Below are 17,150 nucleotides of genomic sequence, written 5' to 3' on the forward strand. Positions count from 1 at the left end.
CACGGATTTAGCTAATTGGGTGGACGGCGTGTATCATACACGCACGCGATTTTTGGGGCCATTTATGCGGATCATCAGTGTGAACGTTAATGGTATTCAGGCTGCAGTCGAGCGTGGTTTGCTCAGTTGGCTGCAAGCACAGAATGCCGACGTCATCTGCCTGCAGGACACCCGTGCCTCCGCCTTTGAACTGGACGACCCAGCCTTCCAACTGGATGGCTACTTCCTTTATGCCTGCGATGCCGAAGTGCCCACCCAAGGTGGCGTGGCTTTGTACTCGCGGTTGCAACCCAAGGCGGTCATCAGCGGCCTCGGCTTCGAGACAGCCGACCGCTACGGGCGTTACCTGCAAGCCGATTTCGACAAGGTCAGCATCGCGACCTTGCTGCTTCCTTCCGGGCAGAACGGCGATGAAGACTTGAACCAGAAATTCAAGCTAATGGACGATTTCGCCCGTTACTTGGATAAACAGCGACGTAAACGTCGCGAGTACATTTATTGTGGCTCGCTGTACGTGGCGCAACAGAAGCTGGATATCAAGAACTGGCGCGACAGCCAGCAATCCCCAGGCTTCCTGGCGCCGGAACGCGCCTGGATGGACGAGATTGTCGGCAACATGGGCTATGTCGATGCCCTGCGCGAAGTCAGCCGCGAAGGCGACCAGTACAGCTGGTGGCCAGATAACGAACAGGCTGAGATGCTCAACCTGGGCTGGCGTTTCGACTACCAGCTGCTGACCCCAGGCCTGCGCCGGTTCGTACGCAGTGCACGCCTGCCGCGCCAGCCGCGCTTCTCGCAGCACGCGCCGCTGATCGTGGACTACGACTGGACATTGACCATCTGAGGTCGTTTTCCAGGCACAAAAAAACCGACACTGATGTCGGTTTTTTTGTGGCCGTTCGGTTACTTGACCAGGCGCCAGGTCCACGGATAGCGATAGGCAATGCCTTTGTTGGCCTTGATACCGGCGATGATCGTCAGTATCAACGCCCCGATCACCAGCACGGTCATCAGCAAGAAGCCAACAACCACGAAGCCCAACAAGAGGCACACCAGCCAGGCGATCGCCACGGTGATCTGGAAATTCAGCGCCTCCTTGCCCTGGTCATCGATGAGCGGGTCCATGTCCTTCTTGAATTGCCACAGGATCAACGGCCCCAGCAAGCTGCCGAAGGGGAATACCAACCCCAGGAATGCCGCAAAATGACACAACATTGCCCACTGGCGTACTTCCTTGGACGGGGCCGGGACCGGCAACTGGCTGTCATTCATGGCGCTTCTCCTTGGGGCCGGCTCAGTCAGCCAGCGCGGCGTTCTGCAATTCAAAGATTTCGGTCATGCCTTTCTGGGCCAAGGCCAGCATGGCGTTCAGCTCAGCCGGCTGGAATGGCGCGCCTTCGGCAGTGCCCTGCACTTCGATGAAACCACCGGTGCTGGTCATGACCACGTTGAGGTCGGTCTCGGCGGCCGAGTCTTCCAGGTAGTCCAGGTCCAACACAGGCTCGCCCTGGTACATGCCAACCGACACAGCGGCGATCATCTGCTTGAGCGGGTCACCCGCTTTCAGGCCGCCACGCTTCTTGATCACTTTCAGTGCGTCGACCAGGGCCACCATGGCGCCGGTGATGGACGCCGTGCGGGTGCCGCCATCTGCCTGGATCACGTCGCAGTCGACGTAGAGGGTCACGTCACCCAGCTTGGACATATCCAGGGCAGCACGCAGGGAACGGCCGATCAAGCGCTGGATTTCCAGGGTACGCCCGCCTTGCTTGCCACGGCTGGCTTCACGCTGGTTACGCTCGCCAGTGGCGCGCGGCAGCATGCCGTATTCAGCGGTCAACCAACCCTGGCCCTGGCCCTTGAGGAAGCGCGGCACGCCGTTTTCGACGCTGACAGTGCAGATGACCTTGGTATCGCCAAACTCGACCAGTACGGATCCCTCGGCGTGTTTGGTGTAGTTGCGGGTGATGCGGATCGAGCGGAGCTGATCGGCAGCGCGACCACTTGGACGTTTCATAGGGGATACCTGTACTGAGGACGAAAAACTGCCGAGCATTATAGAGCCGCAAGCCGGTTCGGGGCACTTCTAAAAAATCCGGTTACCAATGCCCGGGTTTGGGCGCCTACCTCCCACTGCGCTACAATCCTGCGCCTCCAGACTGTAGGAGCGAGCTTGCTCGCGAAAAACGCCAACAATTACGGGGGCTTCCTGATTCAGCGCGGCGCCTTGCGTTCTTCGCGAGCAAGCTCGCTCCTACAGGTCGGCCTGGCCAATTTCTATTTATCCAACGCGAGGTACCTCCATGGTGCACAGCATGACCGCCTTCGCCCGTGTCGAAAAAGCCGGGACCCAAGGCACCCTCAGCTGGGAACTGCGCTCGGTCAACAGCCGTTACCTGGAGCCGCACCTGCGCCTGCCAGAGTCGTTCCGCGACCTCGAAGGCGCCGTGCGTGAAGCGCTGCGCCAGGGCATTTCCCGTGGCAAGCTGGAATGCACCCTGCGCTTTACCGAAGAAACCACCGGCAAGCCGCTGCAGGTCGACCGCGACCGCGCCGCCCAACTGGTGGCCGCTGCCGAAACCATCGCCGGCCTGATCAAGCAGCCGGCCGCATTGAACCCTCTGGAAGTATTGGCCTGGCCCGGCGTGCTGGTGGCCGACGCGGCTGACCCACAGGCCCTGAATGCCGAAGCCCTCGCCCTGTTCAACCAGGGCCTGAAGGAACTCAAGGCCGGCCGTGAGCGCGAAGGCACCGAACTGGCGCGCCTGATCAGCGAGCGGCTGACATCGATCGAAGCCGACGTAGTGACCCTGCGTGAACTGGTACCGCAGATGCTCGCCACCCAGCGCCAGAAGGTCCTAGACCGCTTCACCGACATGAAGGCCGACCTCGACCCGACGCGCCTGGAACAGGAAATGGTCCTGCTCGCACAGAAGAGCGACGTGGCCGAAGAACTCGACCGCCTGAGTACCCATATCCTTGAAGTGCGCCGCGTACTCAAGTCGGGCGGTGCCGCCGGTCGGCGCCTGGACTTCCTGATGCAGGAACTCAACCGCGAAGCCAATACACTGGGCTCCAAGGCGTTCGACCCGCGCAGCACCACGGCGGCGGTCAACCTCAAAGTGTTGATCGAGCAAATGCGCGAACAAGTACAGAATATTGAGTAAGGCACCCTCCATGACCCACAGCACCGGCACCCTTTACATCATTTCCGCCCCTTCGGGCGCGGGCAAGAGCAGCCTGGTCAAGGCCTTGACCGACGCTGACGAGCAGATCCGCATTTCGGTCTCCCACACCACCCGCGCCATGCGCCCGGGCGAGGTAGACGGCGTGCACTATCACTTCGTCGAGCGTACCGAGTTCGTCAAGATGATCGAACACGGTGACTTCCTCGAGCGCGCCGAAGTGTTCGGCAATCTCTATGGCACCTCGCAAAGCCACCTGCAGCAGACCCTGGACGAAGGCCACGACCTGATCCTGGAAATCGACTGGCAGGGCGCCGAACAAGTGCGCCAACTGATGCCCAAGGCGCGCTCCATCTTCATCCTGCCGCCCTCGCTCCAAGCCCTGCACCAGCGCCTGACAAACCGCGGCCAGGACAGCGACGAGATCATCGAGGGGCGCATGCGTGAGGCCGTCAGCGAAATGAGCCACTACGTCGACTACGACTACCTGATCATCAATGATGACTTTGCCCACGCACTGGACGATTTGAAGGCGATTTTCCGCGCCAACCAACTGCAGCAAAAGCGCCAACAGCAACGTTTCGGCAAATTACTCGCCGAATTGCTCGGCTGATTGGCGCTTCCCAAAACAGCTGCAAGGGCCTTACATTGGCACTTGTAGCGGTTTTGCGAAGGCCTGCCAAAAATCAGCGCTTCCCTAAACGCTGGTGATTTTTTAAACTGCTCAGTCCGCTCGCCCAACCGGGCAGCGCGCATCTTGCATTCGCACCGAGGAATACCATGGCCCGCGTAACCGTTGAAGACTGCCTAGAACACGTGGATAACCGCTTTGAGCTGGTCATGCTCTCTACCAAGCGTGCCCGTCAACTGGCCACTGGCGGCAAAGAGCCCCTGGTCCAGTGGGAAAACGACAAGCCTACCGTTGTAGCCCTGCGTGAAATCGCTGAAGGCCTGATGAGCTACGAGTTCATCGCCAACGCCGAAATCGTTGAAGACGAACCGCTGTTTGCAGCGTTCGAAGGCGAGTCCAACGAGGACGTCTAAGCCTATGCCTGGTCGACGTAGCACGGCACGGGGTCACAGCCATCGGCAGGAGTTCACACTTTGCCGAGCATAGACGCCCTCGCCGATCGCTTATCGGCCTACCTCGGCGCCGACCAGGTCAACCTGGTTCGCCGAGCGTATTTCTACGCCGAACAAGCCCACGACGGCCAACGCCGCCGTAGCGGCGAGGCGTATGTCACCCATCCTCTTGCGGTGGCCAATATTCTTGCCGACATGCACATGGACCATCAGAGCCTGATGGCCGCGATGCTGCATGACGTGATCGAAGACACCGGCATTGCCAAGGAAGCGCTCAGTGCGCAATTTGGCGAAACCGTGGCCGAACTGGTCGATGGGGTCAGCAAGCTGACCCAGATGAACTTCGAGACCAAGGCCGAAGCCCAGGCGGAAAACTTCCAGAAGATGGCCATGGCCATGGCCCGAGACATTCGGGTGATCCTGGTCAAGCTGGCCGACCGGCTGCACAACATGCGCACGCTGGAAGTGCTGTCCGGCGAAAAGCGCCGACGCATCGCCAAGGAAACCCTGGAAATCTATGCGCCCATCGCCAACCGGCTGGGTATGCACGCCATTCGTATCGAATTCGAAGACCTCGGTTTTAAAGCCATGCACCCCATGCGTTCGGCGCGCATCTACCAGGCGGTCAAGCGCGCACGGGGCAATCGCAAGGAAATCGTCAACAAGATCGAAGAGTCCCTGAGCCATTGCCTGGCGATCGACGAGATCGAGGGCGAGGTCAGCGGTCGGCAAAAGCACATTTACGGCATCTACAAGAAGATGCGCGGCAAGCGCCGGGCCTTCAACGAGATCATGGACGTGTACGCGTTCCGGATTATCGTCGACAAGGTCGATACCTGCTACCGCGTGCTGGGCGCTGTACATAATTTGTACAAGCCGCTGCCGGGCCGCTTCAAGGACTACATCGCAATTCCCAAGGCCAACGGCTACCAGTCGCTGCATACCACCCTGTTTGGCATGCACGGCGTGCCGATCGAGATCCAGATCCGCACCCGCGAAATGGAAGAAATGGCCAACAACGGCATTGCCGCCCACTGGCTGTACAAGTCCAGCGGCGACGAGCAGCCCAAAGGCACCCATGCTCGCGCGCGCCAATGGGTCAAGGGCGTGCTGGAAATGCAGCAACGTGCCGGCAACTCCCTGGAATTTATCGAAAGCGTGAAGATCGACCTGTTCCCGGACGAGGTCTACGTGTTCACGCCCAAAGGCCGGATCATGGAGCTGCCCAAAGGCTCCACGGCGGTCGATTTTGCCTACGCAGTGCACACCGATGTCGGCAACAGCTGCATCGCCTGTCGCATCAACCGGCGCCTGGCCCCGCTGTCCGAACCACTGCAAAGCGGTTCCACGGTGGAGATCGTCAGCGCACCGGGCGCTCGCCCCAACCCGGCCTGGCTCAACTTTGTGGTCACCGGCAAGGCGCGTACGCATATTCGCCACGCGCTGAAATTGCAGCGCCGCTCCGAATCCATCAGCCTGGGCGAACGCCTGCTGAACAAGGTGCTCAACGGCTTCGACAGCGCCCTGGACAAGATCCCGCAAGAGCGCGTGCAAGCGATGCTCCACGAGTACCGCCAGGAAACCATCGAAGACCTGCTGGAAGATATCGGCCTGGGCAACCGCATGGCTTACGTGGTTGCGCGCCGCCTGCTGGGCGAAGGTGAACAGTTGCCGAGCCCTGAAGGCCCGCTGGCAATTCGCGGCACCGAGGGCCTGGTGCTCAGCTACGCCAAATGTTGCACGCCGATCCCGGGTGACCCGATTGTCGGCCACTTGTCCGCCGGCAAAGGCATGGTGGTGCACCTGGACAACTGCCGCAACATCACCGAAATCCGCCACAACCCGGAAAAATGCATCCAGCTCTCGTGGGCCAAGGATGTCACCGGCGAATTCAACGTCGAGCTGCGGGTTGAGCTGGAACACCAGCGCGGCCTCATCGCCCTGCTGGCCAGCAGCGTCAACGCCGCCGACGGCAATATCGAGAAAATCAGCATGGACGAACGCGATGGTCGCATCAGCGTGGTCCAACTGGTGGTCAGCGTGCACGACCGTGTGCACCTGGCCCGCGTGATCAAAAAGTTGCGCGCCTTGACCGGTGTGATCCGCATCACCCGCATGCGTGCATAACCGATCCATTACAAGGAGTCATTCATGACCAAGACAGTTATCACCAGCGATAAAGCTCCAGCCGCCATCGGCACTTATTCCCAGGCGATCAAGGCGGGCAACACCGTCTACATGTCCGGCCAGATCCCGCTGGACCCAAAGACCATGGAACTGGTTGAAGGCTTCGAAGCCCAGACCGTACAGGTCTTTGAAAACCTCAAGTCCGTGGCTGAAGCTGCCGGTGGTTCGTTCAAGGACATCGTCAAGCTGAACATCTTCCTCACCGACCTCAGCCACTTCGCCAAGGTCAACGAGATCATGGGCAAGTACTTCGAACAACCTTACCCAGCCCGCGCCGCCATCGGCGTGGCCGCCCTGCCAAAGGGTGCACAGGTTGAGATGGACGCCATTCTGGTCATCGAGTAAAACACCCGGCGCAGCCCCAAAAGGCTGCGCCGACTTCGTTTCAGAAGGATTTCGTAATGCGCAAAGCGCTTGTAGCCTCTTCGTTGCTCGCCCTGTTGCTCGGTGGCTGTGCCAGTAACCCCGCCGACCTGGATGTAAGCGGTACCTGGATCAACCAGGCCGCCATCGACGCGGCAGCCAAGGGCGGCCCTTTGCGTGAAGCCCTGCAGTCTTATGGCCCCAACCTTGAGTGGGAGGTCAACACCAAGGCCTTGCAGGCCCGCTACTACAACGGTTTTGAAGTGGCGGAAGGCAAGTTGTCGGGTGAAGAGCCCGGCGCATGGAACGTGGATTTCTATGGCAGCTCTGCCACCGAACTCAAGCGCAAAGGCAAGCAACTGCTGCAAGTGGCCAACGACAACGAGCCCGAGCAGCTGTTTGCCCGCGCCAAAGACCCGGCCCCAGAAGGCGCGCCACTGGGCGCCAACTTCGAACGCGCGCTGTACGCGGCCTATATGGGCGGCGACTGGAAGATCAGCGACGGCACCGGCAGCGGCGCCACGGTGCAGTTCCAGGCAGACGGCAAGGTCGCCGGCCTACCGGGGGTTGATCGTTATTCACTCTGTCTGGCAGGCGATTGCGCCTCCATGAGCGGCGGCTATGACAGCATCTGGCTGCAACTGAACGGCCAGGGCAACCCTTGGATCTTCGCGCGCAAGGGTGAGCAACTGGAGATCTTCCAGGCGATCAATACCGCACAGGCCGATGAAGTGCCTTCGTTTACGCCAGGCCCTCGCCAATGGTTGCTTGAAAAGTAATAAAAGCCTCACCCAAATCCAAATGTGGGAGCTGGCTTGCCTGCGATGACGGTATTACATCCAACAAAGATGTGATTGATATACCGCTATCGCAGGCAAGCCAGCTCCCACATTTTTTGCGCGCTTCAGCCTTTCAGAATCGCCGCATAGCCTTCCCGGTAAGTCGGGTATGTCGGCATCCAGCCAAGCGCCTTGATACGCGCATTACTGCATTGTTTGCTGCCAGCACGGCGCACACTTGCATCTTCAGCCCACTCGGTCACACCCAGGTACTCGCGCAACCAGGCCACCACCTCGGCCAGTGGTGCCGGCGCATCGTCAACGCCGATGTAGACCTTGTCCAGCGAACCGCCCTTTTCCACATGCCGCAGCAAAAAGGCGAGCAGGCCCGCGGCGTCATCGGCGTGGATACGGTTGCCATACAACGGCGGGTCAACCGCTACGCGATAGCCTTGGCGAACCTGAGTGAGCAGCCATTCACGACCCGGGCCGTAAATCCCGGTCAGTCGCACGATGGTCGCTGGAATACCGCTGTTGAGCGCCACCTGTTCAGCCTCCAGCATCACCTGCCCGGAATAGCCCTTCGCTTGCGTCTCGGACGTTTCGTCGACCCACTCGCCGTTTTGCTGCCCATACACACTGCTGCTGGAGACAAACAGCAAATGCTTGGGCGTCTGGCCGTAGTCTTCCAGCCACTCCAGCACATGCAGCAACCCTTGCACGTAGGCGGCGCGATAGCCGGCTTCGTCGTGGTCAGTGGCAGCGGCGCAGTACACCAGGTAATCCACCCCGCCGATGGGCCAGGTGTCAGGGCAGTCCTTTTTGAACAGGTCGCCGGCGATGCCGATCACCCCGTCGGGCAGGCGCGAAATATCGCGGCGCAGGCCGTGAACCTCCCATTCCGAGGCCAGCAATTGGCTAGCCAGCCGACTACCCACATCACCGCAACCGGCAATCACAACAGAAGGCACAGACATCACAAAACTCCATTCTCAAAGGCGCAGATTAGCCGCGCGAGTGGATCAACGGCCAGTAAAAAGCGAAATAAAGTAACAGTGCCACTTTAGTTAACAAGAATTACTTGCAATAATAACCGCCCATTTGTCCTCGACCCGAAATGGTCTGGAAGGACGATCACCCATTTTTTCTCTCAGGTCCGGCCAGCATGACACGTCATACAAACCCCGCTTCGCCAACCAAGCTTCACAGCCCCTCCCGCGCCTGGCGTGCGATTGCTGCGATGCTGTTCAGCGTATTGCTGGCACCGACCGCCGCATTCGCTGACGCCACTGCCCCCGCCGCTCCGGCAACTGCCGAGCAAAATGCCGCTACTGCGGCAACGCCTGCCGTCGCGCCAGTGGCCACCGACCCGGCCCAGGCCGCCGGCGCCGCCGCACCTGCCGACGAAACCGGCGTGGTGCTTGAGGAAGACAACACCCTGGGCATGGCCCACGACTTGTCACCATGGGGCATGTACCAGAATGCTGACGTGGTGGTGAAAGCCGTCATGATCGGCCTGGCCATTGCCTCGATCATCACCTGGACCATCTGGATTGCCAAAGGCTTCGAGCTGTTGGGCGCCAAGCGTCGTCTGCGCGCTGAAATCGTCCACCTGAAAAAAGCCACCACCCTCAAGGAAGCGAGCGAAACCGCGACCAAGAAGGGCACCCTGGCTAACCTGCTGGTGCACGACGCACTGGAAGAAATGCGCCTGTCGGCCAACACTCGCGAAAAAGAAGGCATCAAGGAGCGCGTCAGCTTCCGCCTGGAGCGCCTGGTTGCCGCCTGCGGCCGTAACATGAGCAGCGGCACCGGCGTACTCGCTACCATCGGTTCCACCGCACCCTTCGTCGGCCTGTTCGGTACCGTGTGGGGCATCATGAACAGCTTCATCGGCATCGCCAAAACCCAGACCACCAACCTCGCCGTCGTTGCCCCCGGCATCGCCGAAGCCCTGCTGGCTACCGCCCTGGGCCTGGTTGCCGCGATTCCTGCGGTGGTGATCTACAACGTCTTCGCCCGTTCGATTGCCGGCTACAAGGCTCAGGTATCGGATGCATCGGCTGAAGTCCTGTTGCTGGTCAGCCGTGACCTCGATCACCTGCCTACCGAGCGCAGCTCGCAACCGCACATGGTGAAAGTGGGGTAATCGGCCATGGGCCTGCATTTGAATCAAGGCGACGACGAACTCGTCGAGAACCACGAAATCAACGTCACGCCGTTTATCGACGTGATGCTGGTGCTGCTGATCATCTTCATGGTGGCGGCACCGCTGGCGACCGTGGACATCAAAGTGGACCTGCCCGCGTCCAGCGCCAAGCCGGCGCCGCGGCCAGAGAAACCGATATTCCTCAGCGTCAAGGCGGACCAACGCCTGTTCCTGGGCGAAGAAGAGGTCAAGGCTGAAACCCTGGGGCCGGTGCTGGATGCCAAGACCCAAGGCAAGAAAGACACGACGATCTTCTTCCAGGCCGACAAAGGCGTGGACTATGGCGACCTGATGAGCGTGATGGATGCCCTGCGGGCAGCCGGCTACCTCAAGGTAGGCCTGGTCGGACTTGAGACGGCAGCCAAGAAATGATCACGACGCGCCACAAACTGACGCGTTATGGCACCAGCCTCGCCGTCGTGCTGGGCGTGCATGCCGTCGCGATCATCATCGCGCTCCAATGGTCCGCGCCGCAGGCGATCCAGCTGCCACCTGCCGCCATGGTCATCGACCTGGCGCCGCTGCCAGCGCCACCGCCGCCTCCAGCACCGCCCAAGGTCGTTGCGCCGCCGCCACCACCGGTCGAAGAGCTGCCCCTGCCGAAGCTGGCCGAGGCGCCCAAGCCAACGATCCAGGTGCCCAAGCCGGTCAAGCCCAAGCCTAAGCCACAACCGCCAAAGCCGGTGGAGAAGAAGCCCGAGCCGCCCAAGGAGAAACCTTCCGAGGAGCCACCGAGCGAAACGCCGCCGAGCAACGCACCTGCGCAGAAGTCCGCCCAGCCTACACCGGGCCCGTCGGCACAGCAGCTGGCCGCCCAGGCATCCTGGCAAAGCACGTTGCTGGCGCACCTGCAGAAGTACAAGAAGTACCCGCCCGGCGCCCAACGCAGTGGCAAGGAAGGTATGAACCGCTTGCGCTTCGTGGTCGATGGCGAAGGCAATGTGCTGTCCTACGAACTGGAAGGCCGCTCCGGCAACGCCGACCTGGACCGTGCAACGCTTGAGATGATCCGCAAGGCTCAGCCGCTACCCAAGCCACCGGCAGACCTGTTGAAAAACGGCAGCGTCGAACTGGTCGCGCCGTTCGTCTACAACATCGACAAGCGTCGCCGCTGACAGAGCACTGTGGGAGGGACTGGTGCCCTCCCACATTCGCTTTATTACCTCAGCAAAATTCCGACACTCCCCACTCAATCCCCAGCAAAGTTCTGATAACGTGCGTCTATCGATTGCAGCCGGTATGCTTGGCCCGCAACCTCATGGACGCCCGCTATGACTCTCACAGAATTACGCTACATCGTGACCCTCGCCCAAGAACAGCACTTCGGCCATGCAGCCGAGCGTTGCCACGTCAGCCAGCCGACGCTGTCGGTGGGTGTGAAAAAGCTTGAAGACGAACTCGGTGTGCTGATTTTCGAGCGCAGCAAGAGCGCCGTTCGCCTCACCCCGGTGGGCGAAGGCATCGTTGCCCAGGCGCAGAAGGTCCTGGAACAGGCGCAAAGCATTCGCGAATTGGCCCAGGCCGGCAAGAACCAGCTGACCGCGCCGCTCAAGGTCGGCGCGATCTATACGGTCGGCCCCTACCTGTTCCCGCACCTGATCCCGCAACTGCATCGCGTCGCGCCGCAGATGCCGCTGTATATCGAAGAAAACTTCACCCACGTGCTGCGCGACAAACTGCGCAACGGCGAGCTGGACGCGATCATCATCGCCCTGCCCTTCAACGAAGCGGACGTGCTGACCCTGCCGCTCTACGACGAGCCGTTCTATGTGCTGATGCCAGCCTCTCACCCGTGGACCAAGAAGGACACCATCGACGCCGGCCTGCTCAACGACAAGAGCCTGCTGCTGCTCGGTGAAGGCCACTGCTTCCGTGACCAGGTGCTGGAAGCCTGCCCGACCCTGACCAAGGGCAACGACGGCGCCAAGCACACCACGGTGGAATCCAGCTCCCTGGAAACCATTCGCCATATGGTCGCTTCCGGCCTGGGCATTTCGATCCTGCCGCTGTCTGCGGTAGACAGCCATCACTACGCCCAGGGCGTGATCGAAGTTCGCCCACTCACGCCGCCGGTGCCGTTCCGTACCGTAGCGATTGCCTGGCGCGCCAGCTTCCCGCGCCCCAAAGCGATTGAGATCCTCGCGGACTCGATCCGTCTGTGTTCGGTGGCCAAGCCGCCCGTTGCGAGCTAAGCCACGGTATGACTGAGCTGTCGCAGGTGTCGGTGACGGCACTCAAGGGTGTCGGTGAGGCCATGGCCGAGAAGCTGGCCAAGGTCGGCCTGGAGAACCTTCAGGACGTGCTGTTCCACCTGCCCCTGCGCTACCAGGACCGCACCCGCGTGGTGCCCATCGGCCATTTGCGCCCTGGGCAAGACGCGGTGATCGAAGGCACCGTCAGTGGCGCCGACGTGGTGATGGGCAAGCGCCGCAGCCTGGTGGTGCGCCTGCAGGACGGCACTGGCGGCTTGAGCTTGCGCTTCTACCACTTCAGCAACGCGCAGAAGGAAGGCCTCAAGCGTGGCACCCGCGTGCGCTGCTATGGCGAGGCGCGCCCAGGCGCATCGGGCCTGGAAATCTACCACCCGGAATACCGCGCCATTACCGGCGATGAGCCGCCGCCGGTGGACACCACGCTCACGCCGATCTACCCGCTGACCGAGGGCCTGACCCAGCAACGCCTGCGCCAGTTGTGCATGCAGACCCTGACCATGCTCGGCCCGCAAAGCCTGCCCGATTGGCTGCCCCTGGAGCTGGCCCGCGACTATCAGCTGGCGCCCCTGGCCGATGCGATCCGGTATTTGCATCACCCGCCCGCCGATGCCGATGTGGACGAACTCGCCCTCGGTCATCACTGGGCCCAGCATCGCCTGGCCTTTGAAGAACTGCTCACGCACCAGCTGTCCCAGCAACGCCTGCGCGAAAGCATGCGTTCCCTGCGCGCCCCGGCGATGCCCAAGGCCACGCGGCTGCCTGCGCAATACCTGGCCAACCTCGGCTTTGCGCCGACCGGCGCGCAACAGCGCGTGGGCAATGAAATCGCCTACGACCTCAGCCAGCAAGAACCGATGCTGCGGTTGATCCAGGGTGACGTAGGCGCCGGCAAGACCGTGGTCGCTGCCCTCGCCGCCCTGCAAGCCCTGGAAGCTGGCTATCAAGTGGCGCTGATGGCACCGACGGAAATCCTCGCCGAACAACACTTCATCACCTTCAAGCGCTGGCTCGAACCGCTGGGCCTGGAGGTGGCGTGGCTGGCTGGCAAGCTCAAAGGCAAAAACCGCGTGGCCGCCCTGGAGCAGATCGCCGCCGGCGCACCGATGGTGGTGGGCACCCATGCGCTGTTCCAGGACGAAGTGCAGTTCAAGAACCTTGCGCTAGTGATCATCGACGAACAGCACCGATTTGGCGTGCAACAGCGCCTGGCCCTGCGCCAGAAAGGCGTGGGCGGGCGCATGAACCCGCACCAGTTGATCATGACCGCCACGCCGATCCCACGCACCCTGGCCATGAGCGCCTACGCCGACCTCGACACCTCGATCCTCGACGAACTGCCGCCAGGGCGTACGCCGGTCAACACCGTGCTGGTCACCGACACCCGACGTGTCGAAGTGATCGAGCGCGTGCGCGGTGCCTGCGCCGAAGGCCGCCAGGCGTACTGGGTGTGTACCCTGATCGAGGAGTCCGAAGAACTGACCTGCCAGGCCGCCGAAACCACTTATGAAGACCTCACCAGTGCCTTGGGTGAGCTCAAGGTGGGGTTGATCCATGGCCGTATGAAACCGGCGGAAAAAGCCGCGGTAATGGCCGAGTTCAAGGCCGGCAACCTGCAATTGCTGGTGGCTACCACCGTGATTGAAGTGGGCGTGGACGTCCCCAACGCCAGCCTGATGATCATCGAAAACCCCGAACGCCTGGGCCTGGCGCAGCTGCACCAGCTGCGCGGGCGGGTTGGCCGGGGCAGTGCCGCCAGCCACTGCGTGCTGCTCTATCACCCGCCACTGTCGCAGATCGGTCGCCAGCGACTGGGCATCATGCGCGAAACCAACGACGGTTTTGTTATCGCCGAAAAAGACCTCGAACTGCGCGGCCCCGGTGAAATGCTCGGCACGCGCCAGACCGGCCTGCTGCAATTCAAGGTCGCCGACCTGATGCGCGATGCCGACCTGCTGCCCGCCGTGCGCGATGCTGCGCAAGCATTGCTCGAACGTTGGCCCGATCACGTCAGCCCCTTGCTCAACCGCTGGCTGCGGCACGGCCAGCAATACGGCCAAGTGTGACGCCTGACGCACTTATCCGACCAACACCCGTATCAAGCTGGTTATACTCCAATGAATGTAAGAAATTGGATCAGGCCATGTCAGAAGTTGCCCTCGCCACAGCCCCACTGACCGCCCCGCCGGTCATTCGGGCGCTGCTCGCAAAGCTCGCCATCCCCTACACGGAAGTCATCGAACAGCCTGGCCTGAACCCTGCACAAAAGGTCCAGGCGGTGTTGCTTGAAGATGCGGTTGGCGCGCTCATGGTGCTGTTCCCCCAAAGCCAGTTGCTGGACCTCAACCGCCTCGCCGAACTCACCGGTCGCCGCCTCACGGCCGTCGCCCCCGAGCGTGTCGAGCGCATGCTGGGCAAGCATGACCTGAGCCTGCTGCCGGGTTTGCCGCCCCTGACCAGTTCGCCGTGCCTGTACGAAGGCCGCTTGCTCAATGAGCCGAGCCTGCTGGTGCATTCGGGCGAAGCCGGGCTGTTGCTGGAAATCCCCAGCGACGCCTTCAAGAGCCTGCTCACCAAGGCCAGCGCCGCGCAGTTCGGGGAACCCTTGAGCAACATCCGCCCGAATCTCGACCGCCCCAATGATGACCGTGAGGAAATCACCCAGGCGATGCAAGCCTTCACCGCGCGTCGTATTCAGCAGCGCCTGGAAGCGACCATCGAGATTCCACCGCTGGCCGACACCGCGCAGAAGATCATCAAGCTGCGCGTCGATCCCAATGCCACCATCGACGACATCACCGGCGTGGTGGAAACCGACCCGGCCCTCGCCGCCCAGGTCGTAAGCTGGGCCGCGTCGCCCTACTACGCTTCGCCGGGCAAGATCCGCTCAGTCGAAGACGCCATCGTGCGCGTGCTGGGCTTTGATCTTGTGATCAACCTGGCGCTGGGCCTGGCCCTGGGCAAAACCCTGAGCCTGCCCAAGGACCGCCCGCACCTGTCCACGCCGTACTGGCACCAGTCGATCTACACCGCCGCCGTGATTGAAGGCCTGACCCGTGCCATGCCCCGCGCCCAGCGCCCGGAAGCCGGCCTGACCTACCTGGCAGGTTTGCTGCACAACTTCGGCTATCTGCTGCTGGCCCACGTGTTTCCGCCCCACTTCTCGCTGATCTGCCGGCACCTGGAGGTCAACCCGCACCTGTGCCACAGCTACGTCGAGCAACACTTGCTGGGCATCAGCCGCGAACAGATCGGCGCCTGGCTGATGCGCTATTGGGACATGCCGGACGAATTGTGCACCGCCCTGCGCTTCCAGCACGACCCGACGTACGACGGGCAATACGCCGAGTATCCGAACCTGGTGTGCCTGGCGGTGCGCCTTTTGCGCAGCCGGGGGATTGGCTCCGGGCCGGATGAATCCATTCCGGACGCATTGCTTGAGCGCCTGGGCTTGAGCCGCGAGAAGGCGGAGGATGTGGTCGGTAAAGTGCTGGATGCCGAAGTGCTGTTGCGCGAATTGGCTTCGCAGTTCAGCCAGGGGTAAATCTGGCGCTTGTTACACCGCTATCGCAGGCAAGCCAGCTCCCACAGTGACCGCGTTCCAACGTTGAAATAGGGTCAACTGTGGGAGCTGGCTTGCCTGCGATGAATTCAACTCGGTCTACCTGACCGCCTACTTCTTTTTCTTCGGCTTCAAATACTTGGTCAGCCCCTGGAACCAGATCACCAGTGCCGGGTTGCCCTTGATCTGGATCGACTTGTCCTGAATCCCCGTCATGAACGCCAGTTGCTTGTTCTTCGCCTGCATCGTGGCGAAGCCGTAGGCGGCATCCTTGAAGGCAATGGCGAAGGCCGGCGCCGGGTGGACACCTGAGCGGCTGGTGATGCGCTGGTCTTTGACGATGAAGTGACGGGCAACCTTGCCGTCGAGGGTCTGCAGCTGGAAGGCCAGGTCTTTGTCACCCAGTTGCTGCTGGAAGGCGGGGTTGGTGCGGCTGGCTTTGCCCATCATCAGGCCCAGCACCCACAGGAGAAGACGAAATTTCATGCACACGGCCTCGGTGTATTTATTGGAGTGGCCGCAGCAGTGTAACGATTTGCAAAAAGAACGCCACCGATCTCGCGCTTTAGGCGCAGATCGGTTGGCGTTTAACGCTTATAGCAACAAGTACTTAAACGTTAGGACATGGCACTGGCGCCCAATCGGCCAGGTTTGGATTGCGGCAGGTTGCTTCGATCTGGGTCTTGCCCGCACTGGCGACCTGCTTGCTTTCAGCTTGCTTGGCCTGCACGGTCTGGATGCTACGTTCGGTGGTTACCGCTTCTTTCGGCACTGTCGGCAGCACCGGCTTCTTGGCTGGCTTGACGGCTTTCTTGCCCTTGGCCGGAGCGGCCACTGGCGTGGTATCGGCGGTGGCCACGGTCACCACATCGCTGCGCTGTACGCCGACCTGTTGCAGGTCTTTCTCGTACGCCTGGGTGTAGTTGTTCAGGTCTTCGCTGGCCTTGCCGTTGACCGTCACGATCAGGTCATTGGATTCCTTCAGGCCCGCGACGATTTCCGCCAGGCGCTTGCGGCCTTCGGTGTCGTTGACGGTCTTGGCCTTGCGATCAGCCACCAGCTTGGTGAATGCGCTCTGGTAGCACTGCTGCGAGGCCTTGGCATAGGCGGTGCTGCGGTCGATGTCCGAGGCGCTTTTGTTGAAGTCGGTGGAGTAGGACGCGATGCGCTGGTTGTCATCGGTGATCTGTTTCTGGCGCTCGGTGTAGTAACCCGCCGCACCGCCAGCCAGGGCGCCGCCTGCGGCACCGATCGCGGCATTGCGGCCACGGCTGTCCTTGTCGCCGGTCAGCGCGCCCAGCAGGGCACCGCCGGCCGCGCCGATCGCGGCACCGGTGACGACCGATTTGGTCATGTCCGAATCGGTGGCGCGCAGGTGCTGCACCGGCTCGTAGCAGTTGGGGTAGTACTCGACCTTGGTGTTCGACGCCACCTTGGATGCAGGCGACGTAGCGCAACCAGTCAACACGGTACTGAAACCAGCTGCGATCAGCAGCAGGTGACGCTTGGAAACCGCCTTACGGGAAAAAAGCATAGATGTGATCTCTGTTAAGTTTGACTTGCCCAGCACGG

Annotated in this window: 18 protein-coding genes; 13 read left to right on the plus strand and 5 right to left on the minus strand. The window is 61.5% G+C overall.

Annotated elements, in window-relative coordinates:
- The first annotated feature begins 64 nt into the window (after window positions 1-64).
- Complete coding sequence (gene crc, locus AC4PS6_RS09990; RefSeq protein WP_003195493.1) at window positions 65-844, plus strand: catabolite repression control protein Crc; 780 nt, start codon at window positions 65-67, stop codon at window positions 842-844.
- Window positions 845-903: 59 nt separating this feature from the next.
- Here the strand turns inward: crc and AC4PS6_RS09995 are convergent, their stop codons facing one another.
- Both AC4PS6_RS09995 and rph read right to left on the minus strand, forming a co-directional pair.
- Window positions 904-1,272 (minus strand): DUF4870 domain-containing protein, encoded by a 369-nt coding sequence (locus AC4PS6_RS09995; RefSeq protein ID WP_003195495.1) that lies wholly within the window; start codon window positions 1,270-1,272, stop codon window positions 904-906.
- A 22-nt stretch (window positions 1,273-1,294) separates the two neighbouring features.
- On the minus strand, window positions 1,295-2,017 hold the full coding sequence (gene rph / locus AC4PS6_RS10000) for a ribonuclease PH (protein WP_003195497.1): 723 nt from the start codon (window positions 2,015-2,017) through the stop codon (window positions 1,295-1,297).
- Between the two features lie 286 nt (window positions 2,018-2,303).
- Between rph and AC4PS6_RS10005 the strand changes: the two genes are divergently transcribed.
- The 6 genes from AC4PS6_RS10005 (at window position 2,304) to AC4PS6_RS10030 (ending at window position 7,597) form a co-directional block, all read left to right on the plus strand.
- The gene (locus AC4PS6_RS10005) at window positions 2,304-3,167 is read left to right on the plus strand and encodes a YicC/YloC family endoribonuclease (protein ID WP_014720484.1); all 864 of its coding nucleotides are present in this window, start codon (window positions 2,304-2,306) and stop codon (window positions 3,165-3,167) included.
- 10 nt (window positions 3,168-3,177) lie between these two features.
- On the plus strand, window positions 3,178-3,798 hold the full coding sequence (gene gmk, locus AC4PS6_RS10010) for a guanylate kinase (RefSeq protein ID WP_003195506.1): 621 nt from the start codon (window positions 3,178-3,180) through the stop codon (window positions 3,796-3,798).
- Window positions 3,799-3,965: 167 nt separating this feature from the next.
- Entirely contained in the window at window positions 3,966-4,229 is a 264-nt protein-coding gene (rpoZ, locus tag AC4PS6_RS10015) for a DNA-directed RNA polymerase subunit omega (protein ID WP_003195508.1), read from the plus strand.
- 60 nt (window positions 4,230-4,289) lie between these two features.
- Window positions 4,290-6,395: a bifunctional GTP diphosphokinase/guanosine-3',5'-bis pyrophosphate 3'-pyrophosphohydrolase gene (gene spoT / locus AC4PS6_RS10020; RefSeq protein ID WP_003195510.1), complete on the plus strand. Its 2,106-nt coding sequence runs from the start codon at window positions 4,290-4,292 to the stop codon at window positions 6,393-6,395.
- 24 nt (window positions 6,396-6,419) lie between these two features.
- The gene (locus AC4PS6_RS10025) at window positions 6,420-6,800 is read left to right on the plus strand and encodes a RidA family protein (protein ID WP_003176922.1); all 381 of its coding nucleotides are present in this window, start codon (window positions 6,420-6,422) and stop codon (window positions 6,798-6,800) included.
- A 56-nt stretch (window positions 6,801-6,856) separates the two neighbouring features.
- On the plus strand, window positions 6,857-7,597 hold the full coding sequence (locus AC4PS6_RS10030) for a hypothetical protein (protein WP_014720485.1): 741 nt from the start codon (window positions 6,857-6,859) through the stop codon (window positions 7,595-7,597).
- Window positions 7,598-7,722: 125 nt separating this feature from the next.
- On the opposite strand, the gene AC4PS6_RS10035 is transcribed toward AC4PS6_RS10030, so the two are convergent.
- Window positions 7,723-8,574, minus strand: coding sequence for an SDR family oxidoreductase (locus AC4PS6_RS10035; RefSeq protein WP_014720486.1), 852 nt, complete (start codon window positions 8,572-8,574; stop codon window positions 7,723-7,725).
- Window positions 8,575-8,762: 188 nt separating this feature from the next.
- On the opposite strand from AC4PS6_RS10035, the gene exbB reads away from it, so the two are divergent.
- The 6 genes from exbB to AC4PS6_RS10065 all read left to right on the plus strand — a co-directional run bounded on the left by exbB (window position 8,763) and on the right by AC4PS6_RS10065 (window position 15,560).
- On the plus strand, window positions 8,763-9,746 hold the full coding sequence (gene exbB / locus AC4PS6_RS10040; protein WP_198832928.1) for a tonB-system energizer ExbB: 984 nt from the start codon (window positions 8,763-8,765) through the stop codon (window positions 9,744-9,746).
- 6 nt (window positions 9,747-9,752) lie between these two features.
- A complete protein-coding gene (exbD, locus tag AC4PS6_RS10045; RefSeq protein WP_003195519.1) occupies window positions 9,753-10,178 on the plus strand; it encodes a TonB system transport protein ExbD in 426 nt (141 codons plus the stop codon).
- Window positions 10,175-10,921, plus strand: a complete 747-nt coding sequence (locus AC4PS6_RS10050) for an energy transducer TonB family protein (protein ID WP_003195521.1) — start codon at window positions 10,175-10,177, stop codon at window positions 10,919-10,921. Before exbD ends, AC4PS6_RS10050 begins: the two co-directional genes overlap by 4 nt.
- 156 nt (window positions 10,922-11,077) lie before the next feature.
- Window positions 11,078-11,998, plus strand: coding sequence for a hydrogen peroxide-inducible genes activator (locus AC4PS6_RS10055; protein ID WP_003195523.1), 921 nt, complete (start codon window positions 11,078-11,080; stop codon window positions 11,996-11,998).
- A gap of 8 nt (window positions 11,999-12,006) precedes the next feature.
- Entirely contained in the window at window positions 12,007-14,082 is a 2,076-nt protein-coding gene (gene recG / locus AC4PS6_RS10060) for an ATP-dependent DNA helicase RecG (protein ID WP_003195525.1), read from the plus strand.
- A 77-nt stretch (window positions 14,083-14,159) separates the two neighbouring features.
- Window positions 14,160-15,560: an aminoacyl-tRNA deacylase and HDOD domain-containing protein gene (locus tag AC4PS6_RS10065; RefSeq protein WP_014720489.1), complete on the plus strand. Its 1,401-nt coding sequence runs from the start codon at window positions 14,160-14,162 to the stop codon at window positions 15,558-15,560.
- Between the two features lie 129 nt (window positions 15,561-15,689).
- Here AC4PS6_RS10065 and AC4PS6_RS10070 read toward each other — a convergent pair whose 3' ends face one another.
- Window positions 15,690-16,064, minus strand: a complete 375-nt coding sequence (locus AC4PS6_RS10070) for a hypothetical protein (protein WP_003195530.1) — start codon at window positions 16,062-16,064, stop codon at window positions 15,690-15,692.
- A 124-nt stretch (window positions 16,065-16,188) separates the two neighbouring features.
- Window positions 16,189-17,112, minus strand: a complete 924-nt coding sequence (gene tagQ / locus AC4PS6_RS10075; protein ID WP_336827096.1) for a type VI secretion system-associated lipoprotein TagQ — start codon at window positions 17,110-17,112, stop codon at window positions 16,189-16,191.
- Window positions 17,113-17,150: the final 38 nt, after the last annotated feature.

Source organism: Pseudomonas sp. DW-iso17 (genome assembly GCF_058725345.1).